Below are 18851 nucleotides of genomic sequence, written 5' to 3' on the forward strand. Positions count from 1 at the left end.
AAAAGCTATTTTACCGCGTTTCTGGCAATGCTTTCCAATATATGGAACGCTTTCTCTACCCAATTCATACTAATCCATTCATACGGACCGTGCGGATTTTCGTATCCGGCAAACAGATTTGGCGTCGGCAGTCCGCGCAGCGATAATTGGGAACCATCCGTCCCGCCGCGGGCTTGCGTTAAGCGGTACTCCACCTTATTCTCCTTCAAGGCTTCTTCCAAAAGTTCCATTGCGCGGGGGCGATCTTTTAAAATTTCGCGCATATTGCGGTACTGTTCTTTAAATTTCACTTCGATTTTGGCAGCCGGATATTTTTTGCGTTTTTCTTCCGCCAAATTTTCCAGCATTACTTTGAAATGTTCAAATTTAGCCAAATCGTGTTCGCGCACAATACCGCGCAAGGTGGCGCTTTCCAACCCGCCTTCAATGTCTTTAAACAGAATAAATCCGTCCTCGCCGTCCGTCGTTTCCGGCAGTTTGTCCTCCGGCCAAGACGATACGATATCCGCCGCAATACGCACCGGATTGGCCATAAATCCTTTGGCAGACCCCGGGTGGCAGGATTTGCCCGTAATGTGAATGGTTACCGCATCGGCGTTAAAATTGCCACAGTCAACCTCGCCCAAGTTGGCGCCGTCAATCGTATACGCAAAATCCGCACCGAAGCGTTCCACGTCAAAGTAACCGATTCCGGTACCGATTTCTTCGTCAATGGTAAAAGCGGCTTTGATCGGACCGTGTTCAATTTCGGGGTGAGCCAAAAGATGTTCGGCCAGCGTCATAATGACGGCAATACCGATTTTATCGTCTCCGCCCAAGAGCGTGTTGCCGTCCGCAGTCACAATATCGTCCCCGATACAAAGCTTCAAATTCGGGGCGGTTTCGGGCGATAAAAACATATTTTTTTCGGCATTAATCGTCAGCGTGCCGCCGTCATAATTAGGGTGCAATATGGGACGGATGCTGTTTCCGTTATAATCGCACACCGTATCCATATGTGCCAAAAATCCGATGACGGGGGCTTTTTTGTCCGTATTGGCGGGCAGCAAGCCGGTAACGATACCGAACTCGTCCACTTCCACCTCCTGAAAGCCGACGGTTTTCATTTCGGAAGCAAGCAAATGCGCAAACGAAATTTGCGACGGCGTGCTGGGGATGGATTTGCTCGCCGGATCGCTGGTAGTTTCTACGGCGGCGTAACGGATAAAACGGTTATAAATTTTTTGTTGTAAAGGATTCATAAATTCTCCATAAATGTTTCATTTTATTATACAATTATTTTATATCCGCCCGAAAGAAGCGGAACGCACTTTGTGGAGGTTTTATGCAAAAACTGTTTTTATGCTTACTTTCCGCCCTGCTCCTTACGGCGTGCGCCGGCGTGCAGGAAGCCCAAAATTTGGCCAACTGTAAATTCGCGCTTAAAAGCGTGGAGCTGACCAATTACAATTTAACTTCTTTTGATTTTGATGTCGTCGTCGCCATTACCAATTTAAACAAAAAGCAAACCGCCGCTTTGAAACGCTTTGACGGCAAACTGACCGTAAACGACGATTATATGGCCGACATTACCCTGCGGGATATCCGCATTGACCCCAACTCCGTCAAAAACGCCAAAGCCAAAGTAAAAGTGCCGATGGCCACGTTCAGCAATAAAGTTTTGGGGCTTATCAGTATGGGCAGCGGCACGCTGGACTACCATTTGACGGGTACGATGTATTTTGAAGGCCCGCTGGGAACGGAAATTCCCCTGCCGGTGGATATCGGCCGCTACGGCAGCTATACGATTACGGACTAAGAGGATTTTTTAAGAAGGACCCGTGTATATAACACGGTAAAAATTTATCTGTTTTTGGAATCCTATGAAGAATAGGGGTATTTGGGAAACCAAATTCCAACCACGTCCAAAAGCAGCTGGTTTAGGCAGAAGATATAAACGGGTAGCTCCCGAATGTATCTTCTGCCGAATGTTCCTTGCCATTATTTATGGCAAGGAACTACGGCTGTTTGATGACGGGACCGTGGTTGGACCCTCATTTTGCAGCCGTTTTTTTGCGGCGTGTTTTCCAAAAACAGAAATTAAGGAGAACACAATGCAAAAAAATAAGAGAGGTTTTACCCTCATTGAATTATTAGTCGTGGTGCTGATTATCGGCATTTTGTCTGCAGTTGCGCTGCCGCAATACACCAAGGCTGTGGCAAAAAGCCGGTTTACGCAACTGCAAACGGCCGCCAAATCCCTTAAAGACGCGATGGAAGTATATTATATGGCCAACGGGACTTATCCCCTACACTGGAGGGAATTGGATATTGAATACCCCGGATGTACGGCAAGCATCAGCGACCGTTACATGCTGTGGTGCGATAAATTTGCCGTAGACATGTTTTCTTCCGCCAAACAAGCAAATTTAGTTTTTTGGGATACGCACGGAATCCCCGACAACGGCAAAAATGCGGATACAGACATCTTAACCCAGCAATCGCCGTCCCGTTATGTCGTTTGGCTGGATAATTCCGAAAATCCAGGGAAAACAGAATGTACCAGTAAAATTTCAGGGTTATGCAAAAGCATGGGATTTTAAAAAATAACATTACGTTACTTCAGCTGATTTTTGGCCGCTCCACACTTACGTCATTCCCGAATGACTCTATCGGGAATCTTGTTGTTACGTAACGACAGATTCCCTACAAAAACACTACGGAATGACGCAATGATTTTGTCTAAGCGGCCAAAAAACTAACGGATACGAAAATAATTTTCGTATCCGTTATATACAAAACAGGCGATAACATCTTGCATTTACATCAAAATCATTCTTAATATGCCCGCCGATACAAACGCCAGCGTCAAAGTCAGCGCAACCACTTTAAACGTATCCTTCCAGCCGCTTTCGCGCAGCATTACAAAAAACGTCGCCACGCAGGGCAAATACATCGCCATAAACACGCACGCTACCACGAGCGACTGCGGCGCAAGGTTAAACGGCTCCAACAGTGCGATAGATACGTCTTTGCGTAAAAAACCCAAAATAAGCAGAGGCGTGGTTTCCCCGGGCAGCCCCAAAAGTCTTTCTACGGGCCAGCGGGAAATTTTCGTTACAAAATCCGTCACGCCGGAAAGCTGCATTAAGTCCACAAACACAATACCGACTAAAATCAGCGGCAGCGCGTCGCCCAGATATTCCTTCATACGAATCCACAATTTACGCAGCAAAGGCCGCCATTGGGGGATTTGCCACGAAGGAATTTCCATAAACAGTTCGGGCGTATCGCCTTTCATCAGTTTATTAAGTACGGTTCCCGCCAGAATACCGTTGATAAAGAGCGCGCCGAATACAATCAGCATATATTTAAGGCCGTAGGGCGATAAAATGGAAATAATCATCGCCGTTTGCGAAATACACGGCGCAAGCGTCAAAATAAGCGCAAGCGCGATAATCCGCTCCCGCCGCGTTTCCAATACGCGCACACCCATCACGGCCGGCACTTTGCACCCAAAGCCGAGCATAATGGGCAGCGATCCGTATCCGTGCAGGCCGATTTTGTGCAAAATTCCGTCAAGGAGCACGGCAAGGCGGGGGAGATATCCCAAGTCGCCCAAGAAGCCCAAAAGCGCATAGAACGCAAGCACGTAAGACATTACGTCCACGAGCGCAATTTTAAGGCCGTCCGTCAGCACGCCGAAATAATGTTCGCCGCCGTCGCCTAACAGGAGCATACCAATCACATTGTCTTTCCACGGGCCGAACAAGTTTTGCAAAAACGGAACGTAATAATTTTCGTAGAAAGGATCTACAAAATTAATAATACTTTCGCCCACAAACCGCACCAAAAAGAACGATGCGATAAGCACCACTAGCGCAATCGGCAACCCCGTGGCGGGGGTAGTGGCCCACCCCTGCAAGTGTTCCCAAAAAGACGGGTGTTTATGCTTTACCGTCTGGACTTTTTGAATAATATTCCCGATGATATGCCATTTTTCTTCCGGCGATGCGGGAACTGCAAGCGGGCAGCGCGTTTCCTCCCGTTCGGCCACTTTGGGGGCCGCTTCGGCCAGCTCTTTGAGGCCCTCACCCGTGGACGCTACCGTCGGGATAACGGGGATTCCCAACATTTTGGAAAGCGCTTTCACGTCAATATGAATCCCTTTGCGCTGGGCTTCGTCAAATTTGTTCAAGAGTAAAATGACGGGTTTTTTAAGCGACAAAATTTCCAACACAAAATACAGGTTACGCTCTAAGTGCGACGCGTCGGACACGCAGACGATAAAGTCGTACTCCAACTCCTTAAACAAGTTGCGTTTTTTGCCCTCAATAAGCCATTCTTCTTCCAAGCGGTAGAGGCCGGGAATGTCGATAATATCGTACGAATCGCCGTCAAACTGCGTCTGCCCGTAGTTAAGCCCCACGGTGGTGCCGGGGAAATTGGACGAGATAATGCCGATTCCCGTCAGGCGCGAAAAAATCAAACTCTTGCCGACATTGGGGTTTCCCGCCAACAGAAACGTGTTTTTCTTGGCGGTAACGAGAATTTTTTTAGCGGTTTCGCGCCCGATGGCTACCTCAGTACCCGATACGCTGACCACGACGGGGGTGGAACCTTTTTTACGTGTCACAAATTGTCCGCGGACAAGGCCCATAGCCGCCAGCTTTTCGGCCATTTTGGGAGAGGTTTGAATCTCGCGGATTTGGGCGGTATTGCCCGCTTTTAATTGGTGTAAAGTGCGGAGATTTTCTTTTTGCATAAAAGTTAGTTTTTCCTTACTTTTAATTTTACCACTATTGAACGTGCTTGACAAGGGGGAGTTTATCGACGACCGCGCCGAAAATACCGTTATTTTTTGTATAATTTAAATATAATTTTACCGAAAATAGGAGACGAATTATGGCTTACAAAGTAAATCCGGATGTTTGCGTCAACTGCGGTGCTTGCGAATCTGCCTGCCCCGTGGCCGCCATCAGCGAAGTAAACGGCAAAAGACACATTGACGAAACCAAATGTATTGAGTGTGGCTCTTGTGCCGGCACCTGCCCTGTAAGCGCGATTTCTCTGTAAGAGAAGAGCGCAGGGCAGTTATGCAAGTTTTAAGCGCACCTGCCCTGTAAGCGCGATTTCTCTGTAATTAGGGAAATGTGTAAAGTTTTAGAAACCACCCCGCAAGGGGTGGTTTTTTATTGCCTTTATGCCACATAATATCCCGCCCTTAGTTCTGTTTATAAAACGCGTCCGGCGTTGTGGTTATTGCCGTTTATGCAGGCCTTCATCCTGTTTATAAAACGCCTCAAGGCGGGAAAACGTTTTTATTTGTTTGAGCGAAGCGAGTTGTAAAACGCCCCGTTTCAGGCTGCTTTTTATAGGACCCGGGCGGGCAGTCTTTTTGGTTCTTTTTCTGCTGCCAGAAAAAGAAAGAAGAAGAGTTTGGTTTACTTTTTGCCGGCACAAAAAGTAACAAAAAAATTCTTACTTGCTCTTTTCTTACAAAGAAAAAGCGCAGGGGGATGTGCCCTGCGCTTTGTTCAGAACCGTTCGGGGGGTAAATCGAAAGGTTCTGGGGGATAAATTGGTGTACCAAACTATTTGGTTATATTTCTATCATACATCGTAAATCAAAAAAATGCAAGTGTTTTTCAATAAAACTTTACTTTTTTACTGGTTTTTAACTACATTATAAAAAAATCCACAAAATTTTTATAAAAACTTTTTCCTGTTTTGCTATTATATAATCATTGGAGGCAAATCTATGAATAAATTAAGTGCCGTTTTTGTTTTAACAATAATTGCGCTTCCTCTTTGCGCGCAAAACGCCAAAAAGGAAACCGAGTATTATACAGGGTATGAAGGCGTGGTGTTGGGAGAAAAAACCCCACGCTCGGCTACGGACACCATCACGCAGCAAGCCGTACAAACTCCGGGGGATATTTACCGCGGAACCGTGTTCGGTGCGGAACAGAAAAAATACCACAGCGATACGCTGGGCAACCGTCCCCGCGCCACCACCAAATATGTTTACGACACCTCCCTGGTGCGTGCTATTAAAATCAGCGATGTGGACCGTGTCCGCACGCTTATGTATGCCAATGTAAACGTAAACGAAAAAAACTATGCGGGCATCACCCCGCTTACCATTGCCGCCGAAAAAGGCAATATGGAAATTATTAAAATGTTAGTGGAAGACGGTAATGCCAAGGTAAACGATAAATCCAGCTTCGGCATTACGCCGCTTATCGCCGCGGCAGCCGCAGGAAATGAAGAAGCGGTAACGTATTTAGTTGCCCATGGGGCCGACGCTACAGCCAAGGACGATTTGGGGAAAACCGCGCTCCTGTACGCCGTAGCTTACGATAATCCCAATTTGATTACCGGCTTAATTAATTTGGACAACAAAGCCGTCAACCTGCCGGACAACACAGGCAATACCGCCCTTATTTATGCCGCCCAGCGCGGGCAAAATGCCAACATCAAAACACTGCTCGAGTTTGGGGCCAACGAAGCCTATCGCAATCCTTCCACTGGGCTTTCCCCTATCTCGGCAGCCGCAGCGGAAGGCCACAGCGATACCATCCGCCTGCTTGCCAAAACCGCCAAAGCGGATGTAAACATTTCAGATCTGTCTGGCCGAACGCCTATTTTTTACGCCGTTGAACAAAACCGCCCCGAAGCAGTGCGTACGCTTATCAATTTGGGTGCAGATGTTAACGCGCAGGACAACACGGGGGTTACCGCTTTAATGCGTGCGAGCGCCAAAGATCATTCCGAATGTGTACAAATCTTACTTAGATCCAAAAATATTGATCCTAATATACAAGACCACCAGGGTCGCACGGCGATGACTTACAGCGCCTATGCACAAGACACCTCCGCCGCCAAAACTCTATTGGCCAGCGGAGCGGATTTGGATCATCGGGATAATGCGCGCAATACACCGCTGATGAGCGCCATTAAAGCAAAAAACGACCGCGCTGCTTTGTTTTTTATTCAGCAGGGCGCCGATTTGACCGCAGCCAATAATGCGGGCCAAAATGCGTTTACGCTGACGGAAGAATATCTGCCCAACTCCGCCACCTCACGCGTGCTGGGGGTAAAAAAATTGGCTGTCCAACAAGAAGCACTGCAAGTTCAAGCGGAAAAACTGGCCGAGGTCCGATTGCTTGAGCAAGAGCTGGCCGAACAAGAAGCCTTAGTAGCCGAACTTCAGCAAGAAAAAGCCGCTGCCGAAAAAGCACAAGCTGAAGAAGAAGCCGCTGCTTTGCGCGCCCAGCTGGAAGAAGAATTTCAAGCCAAAACGGCCCAGTTGGAAGAAGATCCCGAGTTATTGCGTTTACAGCAGGAATTGGAAGCCGCCAAAGCCAAAAAACAGGCCGCCCTAAAAGAAGAAATGGACCGCGAATTTGCGTTAAGAACGGGCCAAGTGTTACCTGATTCCTCCGCAGCAGAAGAAGAAATTGCTGAAGTCAAAGAGACCGTTTCCGCCGCCAGCACACAAGTCAAACAAAACGCTGCGTCGGCCAAAAATAACACCGCCAGACGCCGCGCCAATGCGCGTAATAAAGCTGCAGCAGTAAAAAAATCCGCAACACGCACCACTTCTGCAACCAAACAAACCGTAACAACACAGCCCTAATAAGGCAAGCTTGCTCATCAGACGTAACAACCCCAGTCAAGGCCATCTGCTTGCTGGGGTTTTCTATACAATAAAAAATATTCCTCAACCGCACCGAGGAATATTTTTTCAAAAAAGGCAAACAAGCATACCGCCTTACAGGGGATTATTTTTTGCCCACACCATAAATTCACGCCAGTTTTGGTATTCTTTATCGGCCTTTGCAGCGAAAATTTTAGGGGAAACGGTATGTCGGGCAGAAACCTCTTTCCAGCGCTCGCCAAAGCCTAATTTTTGGGCCGCTAGACGGGCCGCCCCCAATACACTACTTTCGCTTTCGTCCAACACAGTTAGTTCTTTCTGTAAAATATCGGCTTGAAACTGCACCAACGCCCCCACACGGGAAAGCCCGCCGGACACGGATGTTTTTACGGGATTGAATCCCGCTTGTTTCAAATAATATGCAACATCCGCCACCGAAAATGCCACGCCGCGCACGGCTCCGGCCACCCAGTCATCTTTTTTGGTCAGGGCAGACAGGCCACCCGCTACGGGAGAAACAGAAAAATCCCAATACGGCGCGCCCAAACCGCCTAAGGCAGGAAGCAGCCAGACAGGATTCTTAGCGGTTTGACATAACGCATCAATTTGACTATGTTCAAATGAAAATCCCTGCGCATTTAGCCACAAAAACAAGCTTCCCGCCGCATTGACGGGCCCTTCCAATAAAATATCTTCCGCACCTTCTTCGGAAGAAACGGAAAGAGAACTTAACACGCCCGCCAAGCGTTTTTGCTCCGCTCCGGCGTTGTAAAGCAGAAATGCGCCTGTACCGTAATTAATGGCGCACGTACCGGCAGTTACCCCCATTGCATACGCAGCGGCCTGTTGGTCGCCCGCGCAAGCGCGAATGGGGATTTTAAATCCTTTATAGTCATAAATGCCGTAATCCGCCGCAGACGGCAATACGCTCGGAAGTGCCTCAACGGGCACTCCGAAAGCGCGGCATAACTTGCCGCTCCAAGAACGCTGGTTGATATCAAACAATAAAGTACGTTGGGCAAGCGTTGGGTCGCACGCGAAAACTGTGCCGCCCGTAAGACGCCAAATAACATAAGAGAGCACGGGAGCGGCGAACAAATTCCCACTTTGTAAAGACGCGGCAGCCTGAGGACAATGTTTTACACACCACGCAATTTTCGGTGCGGAAAAATACGGTGTTTTATAAAGTCCTGTCAGCGCGTGAATTTCCGGTTGAGCAAGTATACAAGCCTCCGCCTCTTTGGCGGCGCGGCCGTCCTCCCACGTTAACACAGGGGCAACCGCCTTACCGGACAACTTATCCCATAACACCACGGTGGAACGCTGTGAAGATAAAGCAAGCGCCAATACGTTTTGCGGGCCGGCTTCATCAAGCACCGCATTTAAAACTTCCTGCTGGGCGGAAAATAACGCTTCCGCATCGTATTCTGACAGACCTGCCCCGCGGCGCACAGGAACCAGCACAATGCTTTTTTGGGCTTTTACAAGGCCGTCTACCGACACCACCGCCGCGCGGCAGCCGGAGGTACCCAAATCCAGCGAAACAATCATTTTTTCTGTCACGATTTTCTCCTTGCGCCAACGGCGGACGGCGCGCTATTGCGTTTTTTCCAAATTCAGTTTGACGTCCTGCGTTTTGACAATAAATGCCTGAAGCCGTGCTTTGGCCTGAGCCGAAACGGACGAATCCGTCAATAATCCCGCCACAGTGCTTTGGGTGGGAACGAGCGTTTTGGAAAGCAAATTTAATGTACGCAAAAGTTCCACCACTTTGGATTTATCGGTAAATTCCAATTTTTCAATACGGGAAAGTTCTGCCTTGTAATTTTTGCCGAAATGACGTTCAAAATTCTGCTTCCGCATTAACGCAATGATTTCTTTTTGCAGTTGTTTGGCCTCATCTAAAAGTGCGCCGCAGCGGTCGATTTTATCGGACAGTTTCTCTTGCACCGTTTGGGACTGCGCAGCAGGTACAGGCGTTGCATCGGGGGAAAAAGATCCGATGCGAGCCGCGTATCCTGTAGGGCCGTTATAGTCTTTGCCCGTAAAAACGGGGCAGATATTGCGGTAATCGCACCAACGGCATTGGTTTTCCCCGGGGGTCGGGTCGAATTTTCCGGCGCGGATATTGTCCGCCACTTTTAAAACGCCTTTCCAAAAATCAAAAATTTCCTTGTCCGGCGCACGTTCAAACGTCATCTCGTGCAGCGTAGGCAAGTGGTAAAAACTTAATTGTTCCACGCGCAATTCTTTGACGCCCGGATCTTTTTGCTGGACAAGCGATTTTATGGCGGGGGAATTTTCCACCACTTTTTGGTACATATACAGCTGATCCGGTTCGCGCTGGACAGTTTTACCCGTTTTATAATCTAAAATTTTAACTTTTCCGCCGCCCAGATAGTCAATGCGGTCCAAAATACTGATCAAACTCAGCCCATCAATATCCAAGGTACTTTTCATTTCCACCGACAAGGGATGAAAAAACGATTCCGCATTTTTGGCGTAATACGCTTCAATAATCCGCCGGCCTTCGGCATATCCGGCCAGCTCTTTCTCAACGGACGCATAGCCCTTTTGTTCAAACGAGGTTTTGTTCCAGTGATTGTCGAAAAACGCAAGAGCCTCGGGCAAGGAGGGGAAAGCGGGATTTTCGGGATTATAAATATACTCCATCACTTCGTGCAACGCAGTACCGAAAGCAAAATAATACTTAGGCTGTTCGGGCAGCATATGGACGTAACGGAATTTGTACTTCTGCGGGCATTCTTTATACATCCCCATTTTAGAATAAGAAAACGATAAATTGCGCACCATAAAACGACTCCCTGTATGAGATAAATTATTGTAGCATTTTAGAAGCTTTACACGCCCCGCGGGATTTCTATCGGTATGCGAAAAGGCAGAAGAACATATAAAAGGCGTACAAAAACATCGCTCCGTCTTTCGATTTCTGGTACTGTTTTTAAGGGGATATTTTTCCCTTGTAAATATAAGGGAAATGGATAAGAAATATATTAAAAAATATCGTCATTCCAGAGTCTTGTAATCGGGAATCTGTGGTTATTCATAAAATTCAAAAGAAAATCCACGGATCCTGCGAACAGCCGACATTCGGGGATGCGAGGGGGGGAAAGGGAACGCAAAGCAGTTTACGTTTTTTGGGGGTCAAAAAAACCGCCAGCCGGCGGTTCTTATATTTACCCCCAATAGGAATCGAACCTATATCCCCTGCTTAGAAGGCAGATGCTCTATCCATTGAGCTATGGGGGCCAAAACATTCAGTTGATACTATATTTTACAAAAAAACAATAAAACATTCAAAAATTTTGCATTTTTACACCCAAACTACTTATAAAAACGGGAGAATACTTTAAGTGCTTCTGCCATTGCCTGCGGGCTTACACCCGTTTCCGTCTTTTGGTAATTCTCATCATAATTTTCTAAGTAACCGTAATTGTCAATGACTGAAATTTTGTCGCCCTCCCGTATGGCCTTTTTATTATAGCTGGAAATAATCACAAACGGACGGGAAGAATCGTCAAATAAACTCCGGCCGGCGGCATAATCCTCCGGCGGATTACTGCAGGAAAGAGCTTGAGACATTAACGTAGGAACCACATCGTAATGCGTCGTACGGTGCGCAAGTTCTTTTCCCTCCTTTTCCGGCCACCACACAAGCATAGGTACGTGCGTCTGCCACTTAGAGAAATTGCTGTTATGCCCCCAGAAATTATTGTGCGTATCGTTAATTTCCTGCCCGTGATCTCCAGTAAGAATAACAATCGTATCTTTTTCAAGCCCCTCTTTTTCAAGCAACCTAAAGGTTTGTTCCAATAAACCGTCTATAAAATACACCGAATTCTTATAATTGTTCATATAAGGGGTGGGGTCAGTATGTTTGGTAAGCATCAAATAATTCATTTCTTCGGCTGTCGGTTGAAACACATCTCCTCCCTCAGGATACATTTGTCCGTGCGGGGAGTCGTAGAATAAAAAACCGAAGAAAGGTTTTGTTTTGTCCCGTTGTTTTATAAAAGTAGTAAAATCTTGCTGCAAATCCAAATCCCGCTCTACTTTGGTAACGCCTTTAGACCCCAGCCGCAAATCCGGTATGGACGAAAAAATATTCGAATTAAATTCCGGACTGTTCAGCCGCGCGCTGGAAAAAATCCCCAACTGATAATTTTCCTCCTGCAGGCGGCGGATAAATACGGGGGCAATCCGCGCGCCGGAAAACGCGTTCCAATAGGCGTGGGGCAGAGAATAAAACAGCGAAAATACACCGGCTTCCGTGGCGTTGCCTCCGGCTAAATGTTCGGTAAAACGCAGCGCGCGGCGGCTGCGGCGGTATATATTGGGCATTACCTCGGGCGAAAGGGAATCGGCGCGCCAAGATTCTACCAAAATCAGCAGAATGTTAAAGCGTTTCCCCTGCGCGCAGTCAAGCGGACGCAGCGGATAGTTTAGCGTTCCCGCTTTAGGCAGCGAATACGGTTCGTTTTTCGGCTCGAAACCCATTTTTCTTAGGCGGCGGTTAGCGCTCATCGGGTTGGCCCACGGCAAGTAAGACACCTGCGCCAAAACGGAAGGCACCTGCATAAATTTTCCCCACGCGTGCAACCCGTTATACCCAAGCGTGCAGCACACCAAAACGGCGGTGGATGCACAGACGGCTTTCTTTCCCCACGTAATTTTCCGCGCCAAACGCGCCAGCACAAACACCACGCCAGCCAAAAGCAGCGCCCCGGCACCAACCATTACATACATTGACGCGGGCAAAACAAAAATCTCGCGCCCTGCCGGCCCGAAAAACAACTCCAGCATCGCCATACTGATATGAAAACGGTATTGTGTATATATAAAAATATCCAACGCAAAAAAGAACGCAAAAAATGAACCCCACACCCACGCGGCCCAAAAAGCGGAGCGCGGACCGATTATCCGCCACGGAAGCACAAGCGTTAATAAACCGGCCATAAACAACGTCAGCTGCCCCGTAATGGAGAAAAAAGCGAAAAGCACGCCGGATACGTCAAGCCAAAATCCGCCTATATAAAAATAGATGAGCGCAGCCGCGCACCATAGGAGCAAATTACACACGCAAAACCAGAAGATATTCCGAATACTCATTTTTAGATTATAGCTTTTTTAAACGACTAAACGATATACGCGCGGATTTTGTATAATAAAAATAAGGTTTTATCTTTACAGGAGGGGTACTATGCCCGCTAAAAACAACGTAAAATGCGCTTGTTCCCAGCTGCAACAGCACCGCGGTAAATTTCAGCCCGTGCTGCCCAACATTCTAAAAAAAGGTCCCGCCGCCGTAAAAGCCAAACTCGGCAAAGCCACCAAATCCGTGGCCGATCAGGCGACCGTCCGCAAAATCTTCCCCAACACTTACGGACTGCCCGAAATCACTTTTGTAAAAGGCGCCAACAACGCCATATGCAAAAAAGCCGTACGCGTGGGCGTGGTACTCTCCGGCGGACAAGCCCCGGGCGGGCATAACGTCATCGCCGGCCTGTTGGACGGACTCAAAAAAGCCAATTCCAAAAACAAACTTTTTGGTTTCTTGGGCGGCCCCAGCGGCATTGTGGACAATAAATTTATCGAAATTACTCCGGCTCTGATGAAAGACTACCGCAATACCGGCGGTTTTGACCTCATTCAATCCGGCCGCACCAAAATCGAAACGGACGAGCAGCTTGCCGCGGCCAAAAACAATTTAATCGCCAACAAAATGGACGCGCTCGTCGTAGTGGGGGGGGACGACTCCAACACCAACGCGTGCGTCATCGCGGAATACTTAAAACAACAGGGCGTGGAAATCAGCGTCATCGGCGTACCGAAAACGATTGACGGCGACCTGAAAAACAAACAAATCGAAACTTCTTTCGGTTTTGACACCGCCACCAAAATTTATTCCGAACTCGTGGGCAACATTCTGCGCGACGTCAACTCCGCCCGCAAATACTGGCACTTTGTGCGTTTGATGGGCAGAAGCGCGTCCCACATCACCTTGGAAGTGGCGTTTAAAACGCACCCCAACGCCGTACTCATCGGCGAAGAAGTGCTTGCCAAAAAGATGACCTTGGCTCAAGTGGTTGACGGATTGGCTCAGCTTATTGCCAAACGCGCCAAAGCCGGCAAAAATTTCGGTGTGGTGTTGGTACCGGAAGGGTTAATCGAATTTATTCCGGAAATGAAAGAACTCATCAGCGCGCTCAACGATTCTTTGGCCGATCACGAAGAAAAACTTTCTCAAATGAACACCGTGGCGGAAAAGAAAGAATTTATTCTTTCCATTCTGCCCGCCAAACTGGCTGCGCTAATGAAATCGCTGCCGGAAGGCATTGCCGCCCAGTTAATGCTAGACCGCGATCCGCACGGCAACGTACAAGTTTCGCTCATTGAAACCGAAAAATTGTTGGTGGAAATGCTCCGCACGCAGCTTGCCGAAATGAAGAAAGCCGGAAAATACGACGGTAAATTCTCCGCTATTACCCACTTCTTCGGTTACGAAGGCCGCTGCGGCGTGCCGTCCACCTTTGACGCCAACTACACCTACGCGCTCGGCTACAACGCCGCCGTACTGGCGCTCAACAAATGCACCGGCTACCTTTCTTCCGTGCGTAAACTGACCAAAAAAGCGCAGGACTGGGAATGCGGCGGTATTCCGCTGACGATGATGATGAACATTGAACGCCGCAAAGGCAAAGAAAAACCGGTCATCAAAAAAGCGTTGGTGGAACTCAAAGGCGAACCGTTTAAGCACCTCGCCAAGAACCGCGCCGCTTGGGCGGAGCTGGACTTGTATGTATTCCCTGGCCCGATTCAATTCTTCGGTCCTGCGGAAGTAACGGATATGACAACGTATACCTTAATGCTTGAACAAGGCAAAAAAGTAAAATAAGTTGTTTTTAATACCCCACCACGGCAGACTTTTACAAGTCCGCCGTGGTTATTTTTATATACAAATATGATATAATAAGAAGCCTTTATAGAAAGGTTTAAGTCGTAGGCACACTACAATTTAATCTGTTTTTGGAATCCTATGCAGAATAGGAGGTCTTTAGGCGACTAAAGAGCTTATCAGGTCCAAAAACGGTCGTTTTAGGCACGACGCAAACGGACTAATTACCCGATTGCGTTGTGCCGAATGTTCCTTGCCATTTTATATGGCAAGGAACTACGGCTGTTTTTTGTCAAGCCCTGATAAGCCTTGGCACTGGACGGCCGTTTTTTGCATCGTGTTTTCCCAAAACAGATATACAGGAGAACACTATGCAATACACAACACAGGGCTTTACCCTTATCGAATTATTAGTCGTTGTACTGATTATCGGCATATTATCCGCCGTCGCATTACCGCAATATCAAAAAGCCGTAGCCAAAAGCCGGTTTACGCAGATGCAAACCGCCGCAAAATCACTCAAAGACGCTATGGAAGTGTATTATATGGCTAACGGGAATTATCCCAACTACTGGAGCGAATTGGATATTGAATATCCTGGCTGTAAAGACGGGGGGGATCGTTATATGTTATGGTGCGATAAATTTGCTGTAGATATGTTTGCTGCTGCACACGCCAATTTATTATTTTGGGATACGCACGGTATTCCCGACAACGGCAAAAATATGGCTTCCACCCAACTAGCTCAGCAGGCAATTTCCCAATATACTGTTTGGTTGGACAATTCCGAAAATCCAGGGAAAACGGAGTGTAGCAGTAAAATTTCAGGGTTATGCAAAAGTATGGGATTTTAAGTTAGCATTTGGCAGTTGATTATTGGGTTGAGTTGTCATTATGGGGTTATTTCTCCCCGCGTCATTTCCGAGCGGCACCTTCTTGCGTCATTCCGGAAGGCTGTAATCCGGAATCCGCTGTTATTAAATAGGATGAGATCCCGTATAAAGACTTTATGGGATGACTTTTTATTTTTTATACGCGCGCCCCGAGAGGAATAATCCGCCCGGGGCACTTTTTGAAAAACTCTTTTTATTTCTTGCGCGTCAAATACTTATACGGCCATAACACCGCATACTTTAAAAAGCGCACGGGGTGCATTTTCGGGTCCGGCGAACGGTCAAAAAAGTCCAGGCCGCCCAAGCGGAATTTTTTAATCAGCTTTAACCACCCGTGTTCCGTATCCGTATGCGGTTCGCCGCCCATTTTTAAATACTCGGCATATAATTCCTGCCAGGGAGCGTTCCACGTATACGTCCAAAACCGCACGCCGCCGCCAGCACAGTGGTAAATCAGCACGTCTTTGCGGTTTTTATCCAAAAACTTAGGGTTGGAAGGCAGACAGTTACACGTGTCTGGAAGCACTTCCATAGAAATCCCAAATTCCTGAATCATCACGTTTACGACGCCCTGATCCGGACAGACCAAATTTTCTAACCACTCCGCCGTTTTTTGGTAGCACCACATACGCAGTTTTTCGCGGTCTTTCAAATTATTGCAAAACAGTGTTACGCCCGCGTTGTAACAAGGAACGGTCATATCGTATTGCGGGAGAGGTTTCACAAAATTTTTGGTAATCAGCGTCAGGCCTTTTTGCGTATCTTTACACATCGCAATACCGCTCTTATTACCGTAGTTTTCAAAAATATAATCCAACTCGCCGCCAATCATAATATCCACGTCCATATACAGCACTTTCTTATAATGGGCCAGCAAATCAAAAATTTCGTAGCGGGCAAAAGTCAACTGGGTAAATTTCTTGAAATTGATGTTTTCAAAATCCGTATCCACCGCAAAGCGGTATTCCGTAAACTTGCAGGGAAGAATTTTATTCAAAAACGCTTGGTCCTCTGGCGTTAATCCTTGATGATAAACCAAAATATCCGCTTTTTGACAGATTTTAGGAGAGTTTTTCTTTAAACTGAGCAAGCAAACGGCCAAAGAAAAAAAGAAACGCCGGTTTGTCGCAAAAAAGACGGCATAATCCTTATGCATATATCCTCCGCCAAGAGTAATATGCTAGAATTATAACATAATTTAGGGGAAAGGTCCGATGATAAAAAATATTTCTTCCTTTAAACTAGCGGGCTTGCGGGCGGGAGAACTGGTCCGCGCCGCCGCACACGACAGTGCGCCCGTGCGTTGGGCTATGGCGTTTACGCAGCGGCGCAAACAGTTGAAAACCTACCTCAAACGGCTGTTCTACCCGCACAGGGAACCCAAAACGGACATTTTGCGCGTACTCGTGCACATTAAAGGGGGAATTGGAGACGTAGCAATGACGCGCGTTTTTATTAAAAAACTGCGCGAAACCCTGCCGCAGGCCGAAATATCCTTTTGCTATGACAGCAAACCCATAGCGGATATGATTTTTTCGGACGGACTTATCAACCGTTTTCAGGACCGCCGCTACCGCTATAAAGATTACGACCTCGTCATCTCCGGCTGCCACTTGTTAATGTTTGATTATTATGACCGCTCTCGCCTTGAAAAACTGGCGCCCGATTTTATCCCCGCCTTGGAACGCGGATTAGACGTACAATCGTGTTTTAAAGATTTTGCGCTTTACACGCCGCACTTGGACGGACAGCTGGCGGAAATCGCCATTGCCCACGGCGGTTCGCGCGTGCAAAATTTAGGCTGGTTTACGGGCCTTGAAGTGGGCCAAAACGACCGCGCGGAAATTAGTCTTTCCGCCGCAAAAGCAGAAGGAATTTTAAAACGTTTAGGAATTTTCGGTCTAAAATATATTACCATTCACGACGGGATAAACACGAATACGGACACGTCGCTCGGCCACCCCACCCGCTGCTGGCCGCAGGAACACTGGAGGGAATTTGTACGCTTATTTAAAGCTTCATTTCCCAATATAAAAGTAATCCAGCTGGGGGGCTCCAAAAGCCAAATTTTTGATTTTGCCGATATCAGTTTAGTTGGAAAAACCACCGTAGCCGATTTGCCGTATATTTTGGATAATGCCCTGTTACACGTGGACGGAGAAAGCGGTATGGTACACCTTGCCAATTTAACGCGCGCGCGGTGCGTGGTGATGTTCGGCCCCTCAAAAGCCGCCTATTTGGCCTATGCGCGCAATGTGAATATTTCTGCACCCGTCTGCGGAGGCTGTATGAACATCAGCAAAAACTGGATGACAACCTGTCTGCTGGGCTATCCACCAGACAAACAATGCCTTGCGGCAATAATCCCCCAAACAGTGTTTGACGCGGCTTGTCGCGCACTTCGCGTCTTATAGTACAAAACGCCCGTCACCAAGACGGGCGTTTTTGCAAACCGCAATCCCTTATTTTGTAAACGGTTGGACGGGATAAGCCGGCTTTTCCGCCGTATTGTTGAAAAGCGTTATGCCAAACAACACCACGATGTTATTGCCCCTGCAAAAATGAATGCGAAACCCTTTCCGCCGCCACCGCCTAAACGCCCACCAGAGGGATTTTAAACGGAAACCGAAGGAATCAAAACCGTCCGGGTCCACCCCGATACGGCGCAAATGTTTTTCAATCAAATCCACGGGGTAGCCGCTATGCGCCCGCACAAAAGCGCGCCATCCGGGCAGCCATTGGCGGTCCGCATACAGCCGTTTACGCGTAAAAATTTGGATTTTTAATACGGGAAATCCACGCCGCACATAATCCTTCCAATCATCAAATACGCTTTGCGGGACGGCCGTAAACACCCGGTACGAAAACCCGCCACCGCGCAATACCGCGGGCAGATTTTTTTCGTACTTGCGGATGACGTCGCCAACGTCCGGCTGTTTTTCCACGGACATCAAAAAAGTTTTAAACGCGTCCGACAACACGGCCCGCCGTTTGAGCACAAAGAAAAAACTGCCGAAATAATCGTTTTCAAAAGCGTTTAATCCCCACGCGTCCAAAGAAGAATCCTTTTCGGCCTGCGCAAAAACAGGTTCCAACGGAAAAAGCGGGGCGAATACGGAGTCGTTGCAGAAAATGCACTCGTCATATTCCGCCAATTTCTCCCAGCCGATTTTACGTACGATTTCCTGCCAGGAACCGAAATCGTATTTGCCGTGACGCTCACCCCACGCCCCCTTTACGTACGGGGCCAGCTTTTCCAGCTCGCTGGGGGACATCTTGCAGTCGGCCATATAATATACGTCCGCCAGGGCGGCCAGGGCTTTTATATAATACACCGCATATTCCGCCACTTCGCCGTGCGGATGATATCCGGCAAACAAACAAATCCTTTTCATAGCAT

The 18851-nt window shown here is 47.8% G+C and carries 14 protein-coding genes and 1 tRNA gene; 7 read left to right on the forward strand and 8 right to left on the reverse strand.

The window, feature by feature from the left end:
* Positions 1–5 precede the first annotated feature (5 nt).
* Positions 6–1241, reverse strand: a complete 1236-nt coding sequence (gene pepT, locus ACI351_RS02465) for a peptidase T (protein WP_439733674.1) — start codon at positions 1239–1241, stop codon at positions 6–8.
* Positions 1242–1324: 83 nt separating this feature from the next.
* Between pepT and ACI351_RS02470 the strand changes: the two genes are divergently transcribed.
* The gene (locus ACI351_RS02470; protein WP_439733675.1) at positions 1325–1798 is read left to right on the forward strand and encodes a hypothetical protein; all 474 of its coding nucleotides are present in this window, start codon (positions 1325–1327) and stop codon (positions 1796–1798) included.
* Positions 1799–2093: 295 nt separating this feature from the next.
* Positions 2094–2582 (forward strand): type IV pilin protein, encoded by a 489-nt coding sequence (locus ACI351_RS02475; RefSeq protein ID WP_439733676.1) that lies wholly within the window; start codon positions 2094–2096, stop codon positions 2580–2582.
* Positions 2583–2800: 218 nt separating this feature from the next.
* Here the strand turns inward: ACI351_RS02475 and ACI351_RS02480 are convergent, their stop codons facing one another.
* A complete protein-coding gene (locus ACI351_RS02480) occupies positions 2801–4744 on the reverse strand; it encodes a FeoB small GTPase domain-containing protein (protein WP_439733677.1) in 1944 nt (647 codons plus the stop codon).
* Positions 4745–4881: 137 nt separating this feature from the next.
* Here ACI351_RS02480 and ACI351_RS02485 point away from each other — a divergent pair, with 137 nt between their 5' ends.
* Together ACI351_RS02485 and ACI351_RS02490 are read left to right on the forward strand one after the other, a co-directional pair.
* The gene (locus ACI351_RS02485) at positions 4882–5055 is read left to right on the forward strand and encodes an indolepyruvate ferredoxin oxidoreductase subunit alpha (RefSeq protein ID WP_439733750.1); all 174 of its coding nucleotides are present in this window, start codon (positions 4882–4884) and stop codon (positions 5053–5055) included.
* A gap of 685 nt (positions 5056–5740) precedes the next feature.
* The gene (locus tag ACI351_RS02490) at positions 5741–7621 is read left to right on the forward strand and encodes an ankyrin repeat domain-containing protein (RefSeq protein WP_439733678.1); all 1881 of its coding nucleotides are present in this window, start codon (positions 5741–5743) and stop codon (positions 7619–7621) included.
* Positions 7622–7756: 135 nt separating this feature from the next.
* Here the strand turns inward: ACI351_RS02490 and ACI351_RS02495 are convergent, their stop codons facing one another.
* The 4 genes from ACI351_RS02495 to ACI351_RS02510 form a co-directional block, all read right to left on the reverse strand.
* Positions 7757–9205, reverse strand: coding sequence for an FGGY family carbohydrate kinase (locus ACI351_RS02495; RefSeq protein WP_439733679.1), 1449 nt, complete (start codon positions 9203–9205; stop codon positions 7757–7759).
* Positions 9206–9238: 33 nt separating this feature from the next.
* The gene (locus ACI351_RS02500; RefSeq protein WP_439733680.1) at positions 9239–10456 is read right to left on the reverse strand and encodes a RecB family exonuclease; all 1218 of its coding nucleotides are present in this window, start codon (positions 10454–10456) and stop codon (positions 9239–9241) included.
* A 384-nt stretch (positions 10457–10840) separates the two neighbouring features.
* Positions 10841–10912: transfer RNA gene (locus ACI351_RS02505), tRNA-Arg, on the reverse strand.
* 75 nt (positions 10913–10987) lie between these two features.
* Positions 10988–12772: a sulfatase-like hydrolase/transferase gene (locus ACI351_RS02510; RefSeq protein ID WP_439733681.1), complete on the reverse strand. Its 1785-nt coding sequence runs from the start codon at positions 12770–12772 to the stop codon at positions 10988–10990.
* A gap of 91 nt (positions 12773–12863) precedes the next feature.
* On the opposite strand from ACI351_RS02510, the gene ACI351_RS02515 reads away from it, so the two are divergent.
* The gene (locus ACI351_RS02515; RefSeq protein WP_439733682.1) at positions 12864–14558 is read left to right on the forward strand and encodes a diphosphate--fructose-6-phosphate 1-phosphotransferase; all 1695 of its coding nucleotides are present in this window, start codon (positions 12864–12866) and stop codon (positions 14556–14558) included.
* A gap of 371 nt (positions 14559–14929) precedes the next feature.
* A complete protein-coding gene (locus ACI351_RS02520) occupies positions 14930–15412 on the forward strand; it encodes a type IV pilin protein (protein WP_439733683.1) in 483 nt (160 codons plus the stop codon).
* Between the two features lie 232 nt (positions 15413–15644).
* On the opposite strand, the gene ACI351_RS02525 is transcribed toward ACI351_RS02520, so the two are convergent.
* Positions 15645–16607, reverse strand: a complete 963-nt coding sequence (locus ACI351_RS02525; protein ID WP_439733684.1) for a glycosyltransferase — start codon at positions 16605–16607, stop codon at positions 15645–15647.
* A gap of 58 nt (positions 16608–16665) precedes the next feature.
* On the opposite strand from ACI351_RS02525, the gene ACI351_RS02530 reads away from it, so the two are divergent.
* Complete coding sequence (locus ACI351_RS02530; RefSeq protein ID WP_439733685.1) at positions 16666–17865, forward strand: glycosyltransferase family 9 protein; 1200 nt, start codon at positions 16666–16668, stop codon at positions 17863–17865.
* A 48-nt stretch (positions 17866–17913) separates the two neighbouring features.
* On the opposite strand, the gene ACI351_RS02535 is transcribed toward ACI351_RS02530, so the two are convergent.
* Entirely contained in the window at positions 17914–18846 is a 933-nt protein-coding gene (locus tag ACI351_RS02535) for a rhamnan synthesis F family protein (protein ID WP_439733686.1), read from the reverse strand.
* Positions 18847–18851 lie beyond the last annotated feature (5 nt).

Source organism: Candidatus Avelusimicrobium sp. (assembly GCF_051874775.1).
Taxonomy (GTDB): Bacteria; Elusimicrobiota; Elusimicrobia; order Elusimicrobiales; family Elusimicrobiaceae; genus Avelusimicrobium.